Raw genomic sequence first — 6,017 nt, 5'->3', positions numbered from 1 at the left:
ATCCGCAGGTGGCGCAGGCGGCGGTGGTCGCGCGTGCGGGGCAGGCGGGTGCGACCGCTCTGGTCGCGTACGTCGTCCCGGCCTCCGGTGCGGATGCGGACGAAGTACAACTGCCTTCCGTCCTACGAGGGTTCCTTGGTGGGAAGCTGCCGGCGTACATGGTGCCGGCGGCGGTGGTGGTGCTGGACGCGCTGCCGTTGACGGTGAACGGCAAACTCGACCGCAAGGCCCTGCCGGCCCCCGACTTCACGGTCGCGGCCGGCACCGGCCGGGAGCCGTCCACCCGCCAGGAAGAACTCCTCTGCGAGATCTTCGCGAGGGTGCTGGGTGTGGAGCGGGTCAGTGTCGATGACGACTTCTTCGCCCTCGGCGGGCACTCACTGCTGGCCGCCGAGCTGGTCAGCCGGGTTCGGGCGGAGATGGGGGTAGAGGCCGAGATCCGGGCCCTGTTCGAGGCGCCAACCGTAGCCGGGTTCGCGCAGCAGATCGGGAACACAAAGTCAACCAGGCCGACCCTGCGTCCGATGCGCGACCGGCGGAACCGATGATGACCGCCGACTGACGAGCCCCCGGGCCCGGCCAGTCAAGGGGTACCGAGGGCCGATCGGCCGCCGCATCCGACCCCGGTCGGGCGCGGCGGCCGTACGTGCTTCCCGACCCTTCAGGCCATGACGAACCCCTGTTCAAGTGCCGCTAGGCCGCACTTGCACAGGAAGATTTCCGGTGGCGGCCGCGCTCGTCGGCAACGTCCGGTGGACGGCTGTTGATCATTGATCGTCGCGGGGGCCTGGGAGATAGTGGGTCGCGTTGAGTCGTGGTGGAGAGCCGATAAACCTCCATCGGACGGTGTGGATGTTCAAGGGGAATCCGGCATCCATGCCATCACCCCACTGATTTGCTTCATGGAAGGGAATGCGTCGTGGCGAATCCGTTCGACGATTCGGGCTCCGGTTACCTGGGTCTGATCGACGACGAGGGAAGCAGTTCCCTCTGGCCGGCCTTCGCCGCCGCGCCCGACGGCTGGACCTTTTCGCGTCGATGGAAGTGAAATAGTCGGCGGCGGTGTCGCATGCCGTGGCCAGGGCCTCGGCAGGCTTCCCGGTAGGCCTTTGCATGGCGAGGCGCGGACATACACGGGGTATGTCGAGTGCGGGGAACCCAATGACCGTTCATAAGGGTCGCACCCCGGCCGACTCGGTCAATCGCGCCGACCTCCTGGGCTAGGCAAGTCATGAATTGCTTACCGAGGGCGCGAGATTCCGCATGCCCGGAAACGGCAGGATTTGCATGCAAACGTGCATGCAAAGAAGCCTAGACATAGACAGTCAGCCTAGGCCGACGTTGCGGCCAGGACGTAACCAGGAGGAGTCCTGATGATTCCGTTGTCATTTGCGCAGCGTCGGTTGTGGTTCATCGAGCAGCTTGAGGGTCCGAGTGCGACCTACAACATTCCGATCGTGCTGCGCCTGTCGGGCGAGGTCGACCGGGAGGCGCTCGCGTCCGCGCTGCGCGATGTCCTGGAGCGCCATGAGGTCCTGCGCACCACTTTTGCCGTAGCCGACGGTGAGCCCTACCAGAGCATCCTGGACGTCGAGGAAGTCGACTGGGCGCTCGAGTGCGTGGAAGTCGCGGCGGCACCCGATCTGGCGGGCGCCGTGAACGAGGTGACCGGCAGGCACGTCTTCGATCTCTCGCGTGAACTCCCCATCCGCGCCTGGCTGTTCTCTGCCGGGCCCGACCAGCACGCCCTCGCGGTCGTCGTGCACCACATTGCCGGCGACGGCTACTCCATGGGTCCCCTGGCCCGGGACGTCTCCCTGGCGTACACCGCCCGTTCGCACGGTGGCGCGCCGGAGTGGGAGCCGCTGCCCGTCCAGTACGCGGACTACACGCTCTGGCAGCGCGAGCTGCTCGGTAACGAGCAGGACGCCGACAGTGTGATCGCCCGCCAGCTCGCTTACTGGCGCCAGGCCCTGGACGGAATTCCCGAAGGGCTGGAGCTGCCTTTCGACAGGTCCCGCCCGCTGACTGCCTCCCACCGCGGACACAGCGTCACGTTCGAGGTTCCTGCGGACGTGCACGCGCGGCTGGCAGAGCTGGCGCGCGCCGAGGGCGTCACCACCTTCATGATCGTGCAGGCGGCGCTGGCGGTGCTGCTCTCGAGGCTGGGCGCGGGCACGGACATCCCGATCGGTGCGGCGGTGGCCGGCCGGTCCGACGTTGCGCTCGCCGACCTGGTCGGCTTCTTCGTCAATACCCTGGTGATGCGCACAGACCTGTCGGGTGACCCGACCTTCAGTGAGCTGCTGCTCCAGGTGCGCGAGACCGGTCTGTCCGCGTTCGCGAACCAGGACGTGCCCTTCGAGAAACTGGTCGAGGAACTCGCGCCGACGCGCTCGCTCGCCCGTCACCCCCTCTTCCAGGTCCTGCTGACCGTCCAGAACACCGCCGAGGCGGTCGTCGACCTGCCCGGCGCGCGGGCCGTGCGGATGACGGCAGAGCTCTCGGCCGAGGTGGCCGCCAAGTTCGACCTCGATCTGTCCGTCGCCGAGGTGACCGACCGCGACGGTGCCCCGGCAGGCCTGCGTGGCGAGATAGTCGCTGCGTCCGACCTCTTCGACGTGGCCTCGGCCGAGCTGATCGGGCAGCGGCTCGTGCGTGTCATGGCAGCGATGGCCGCCGATCCGCAGACCCGCGTGAGCGAGGTCGACGTACTCGACCCCGACGAGCGCTGCCGCGTCCTGACCGAGTGGAACGACACCGCGGCCGAGGTCGCCCCGGCGATGGTGCCGGAGCTGTTCGCGGCGCACGCGGCCGGTATGCCGGACGCGGTCGCCGTGGTCTTCGAGGGTGAGCAGGTCTCGTACGGCGAGCTGGAAGCCCGCGCCAACCGTCTCGCCCACCACCTGATCGCCCAGGGTGTCGGCCCCGAGTCCGTGGTGGGCCTGTGCCTGCCGCGCGGCGTCGACATGGTCGCCTCCATCCTCGCCGTATGGAAGGCCGGTGGCGCGTACGTGCCCCTGGACCCGGAGCACCCGGCGGAGCGCATCGCGTTCATGCTGGCCAACAGCGGCGCCGGGGTGGTCATCGGGCGCCGTGACACAGCGGTGGCCGAAGCTGCGAACACCGTATGGCTTGACGACGCGCGGGTCGCGGCCGCAATCGCTCAGCTCCCGGCCCGGGCACCGCAGGTGTCCGTCGCGCCGGACGGCCTCGCCTACGTCATCTACACCTCGGGCTCGACCGGCCGCCCGAAGGGCGTGGCTGTCGCGCACGCTGCGATGGCGAACATGGTGTCGGTGTTCGGCCCGCAGATGGACGTCGCCCCCGGCGTCGCCGTACTGCAGTTCGCGTCGTTCAACTTCGACGCCTCGGTCCTGGACGTCGCCGTGACGCTCGCTTCCGGTGGCGCCCTCGTGGTCGCCAGCGCCGCCGAGCGGGCCGAGCCGGCTCTGCTGCGCGAGCTCGCGCGGTCGGCCGGCGTGCGCTCGGCCAGCCTTGTGCCGTCCCTGCTGGCGGTGCTGGACCTGGACGACCTGGCCGGCGTCGGCCCGATCGTCGTCGGGTCCGAGGCGATCGAGCCCGCACTCGCCCGCGCCTGGGCCCGCGGCCGCCGCCTCCTCAACACCTACGGTCCCACCGAGGCCACCGTCATCACAGCCCTGGGCCAGGTCGATCCCCACGGCGAGGGCGCGGTCCCCCTGGGCACACCCGTGGCCAACACCCGGATGTACGTCCTCGACGGACACCTGCGGCCTGTCGCGCCGGGCGTGGCGGGCGAGCTGTACATCACCGGCGCGCAGCTGGCGCGCGGCTACATCGGCCGCACTGGCCTGACGGCGGAACGCTTCGTGGCCTGCCCCTTCGAGCCCGGCGTACGGATGTACCGCACCGGCGACCTGGCCCGTTGGACGGCGCAGGGCCGGCTCGTCTTCGCCGGCCGCTCCGACGACCAGGTCAAGGTCCGCGGCTTCCGGATCGAGCCCGGCGAGGTCCAGTCCGCGGTGGCCCGGCACCCGCAGGTCGCGCAGGCCGCGGTGATCGCCCGCCAGGACACCCCCGGCGACACCCGCCTCGTCGCCTACGTCGTAGCGGACGGAGCAGCGCGCACCGAAGCCGATACGGCATCTGAACTGCCGCTGACCGTACGTAGGTTCGTGGCCGAGCGGCTGCCGGAGTACATGGTGCCGAGCGCGGTGGTGGTGCTGGACGCGCTGCCGCTGACGGTGAACGGCAAGCTCGACCGCGCTGCCCTGCCCGCCCCGGAGTACAGCACCGCGGCGGGCCGCGGTCCGGCCAACCCGCGGGAGGAGATCTTCTGCGCCGCGTTCGCCGAGGTCCTCGGCCTCGAGCAGGTCGGCGCGGAAGACGATTTCTTCACCCTGGGCGGGCACTCGCTCATGGCGATCCGACTGGTGGAGCGGCTGCGCGAGCGCGGCGTTTCGGTGCCGGTCCGAGCCCTGTTCCAGACGCCGACCCCGGCCGGTCTCGCGCTTGCGACCGGCACGGACACCGTCGCCGTACCCGAGAACCTCATCCCCGCCGACGCGCGGGAGATCACCCCTGAGATGCTCCCGCTGGTCGAGCTGACCACGGACGACGTGCAGCGCATCGTTGACACGGTCGAGGGCGGCGCGGCGAACATCGCCGACATCTACCCCCTCGCCCCCCTCCAGGAGGGTCTCCTCTTCCACCATCTGCTCGGGGAGCGCGGCGAGGACGCCTACCTGATCCCCACTGTCATCGGCTTCGACTCGCGCGAACTGCTCGGCTCATTCCTCGACGCGCTCCAGCAGGTGATCGACCGCCACGACATCCTCCGCACCGGCATCGTGTGGGAGGGCCTGCGCGAACCGGTCCAGGTCGTCTGGCGGCGCGCCGTACTGCCCGTCACCGATGTGACGCTCGACCCCCGGGGCCCCGAGCCCATCGCACAGCTGCTGACCGCCGTCCAGGCGATGGACCTGGCCCACGCTCCGCTGCTCGACGTCCACACGTCCGCCGAACCCGGCACCGGCCGATGGCTGGCCCTGCTGCGGATGCACCACATGGTGCAGGACCACACGGCCAGGGAGGTGCTGCTCCGCGAGATACAGGCCATCCTCGCCGGGCGCGGCGACGAGCTGCCCGAGCCGCTGCCCTTCCGGAACTTCGTGGCCCAGGCGCGTGGCGCGGTCGAGCGGTCGGAGCACGAGAGGTACTTCGCCGAGCTGCTGGGCGACGTGGCCGAGCCGACCGCCCCTTACGGGCAGGTCGATGTACGGGGTGACGGCGCCGGAGTCGTCCGAGCGGACCTGGAGCTCTCCCCGGAGCTCGCCGGACGGGTGCGGGACATCGCCCATCGGCTCGGGGCCAGCGCAGCGACGGTCATGCACCTCGCGTGGGCCCGCGTGCTCGCGGTGGTGTCCGGCCGCGACGACGTGGTCTTCGGCACGGTCCTCTTCGGCCGCATGAACGGCGGCGCGGGCGCGGACAGGGTCGCCGGCCCCTACATGAACACCCTCCCGGTTCGTACGCTGATCGACGACCTCGGCGTACGCGCGGCTCTCGACGCCATGCGCGACCAGCTGGCCGAACTGCTGGAGCACGAGCACGCTCCGCTGGCCCTGGCCCAGCGCGCCAGTGGCGTGGCCGGCGATGCGCCGCTGTTCACCTCGATCTTCAACTACCGCCACAACGCCCCGCACGGCTCGGACAACGGGCTCGGCATGGCCGGAATCACCACCCTGTTCACGCATGACCGCACCAACTACCCCTTGTCGGTCGCCGTCGACGACCACGGCCACGGCCTCGGCCTGGCAGTGGACGCGGTCGCCCCCATCGACGCCGAGGCCGTGGGCACCCTCGTCATCACCGCGACCGATAACCTCGTCTCCGCCCTGGAGACGGTCTTGGACGGCGGAGAAGAACTCCCGCTGCGGGCCGTTGAGGTGTTGGGTGGTGTGGAGCGTCGTCGGGTGGTGTCGGAGTGGAATGACACTGCGGTGGAGTTCGGGTCTGGTGTGGTGCCGGAGTTG

3 protein-coding genes are annotated in these 6,017 nt (G+C 70.2%); all 3 read left to right on the top strand.

What is annotated here, in order from left to right:
- Positions 1-548, top strand: a 548-nt coding sequence (locus AC0693_RS38570) for a phosphopantetheine-binding protein (protein WP_478804599.1), incomplete at its 5' end; no start/stop codon positions are given.
- Between the two features lie 371 nt (positions 549-919).
- Positions 920-1,048, top strand: coding sequence for an MbtH family NRPS accessory protein (locus AC0693_RS38565; protein ID WP_356416982.1), 129 nt, complete (start codon positions 920-922; stop codon positions 1,046-1,048).
- Positions 1,049-1,373: 325 nt separating this feature from the next.
- Positions 1,374-6,017 (top strand): non-ribosomal peptide synthetase (locus tag AC0693_RS38560; RefSeq protein WP_478804598.1); only part of this gene is annotated, 4,644 nt, incomplete at its 3' end.

Source organism: Streptomyces sp. NPDC043876 (assembly GCF_056435825.1).
The sequence above is the reverse complement of the archived record's forward strand: the minus strand, read 5'-3'. Positions and strand labels throughout refer to the sequence as shown.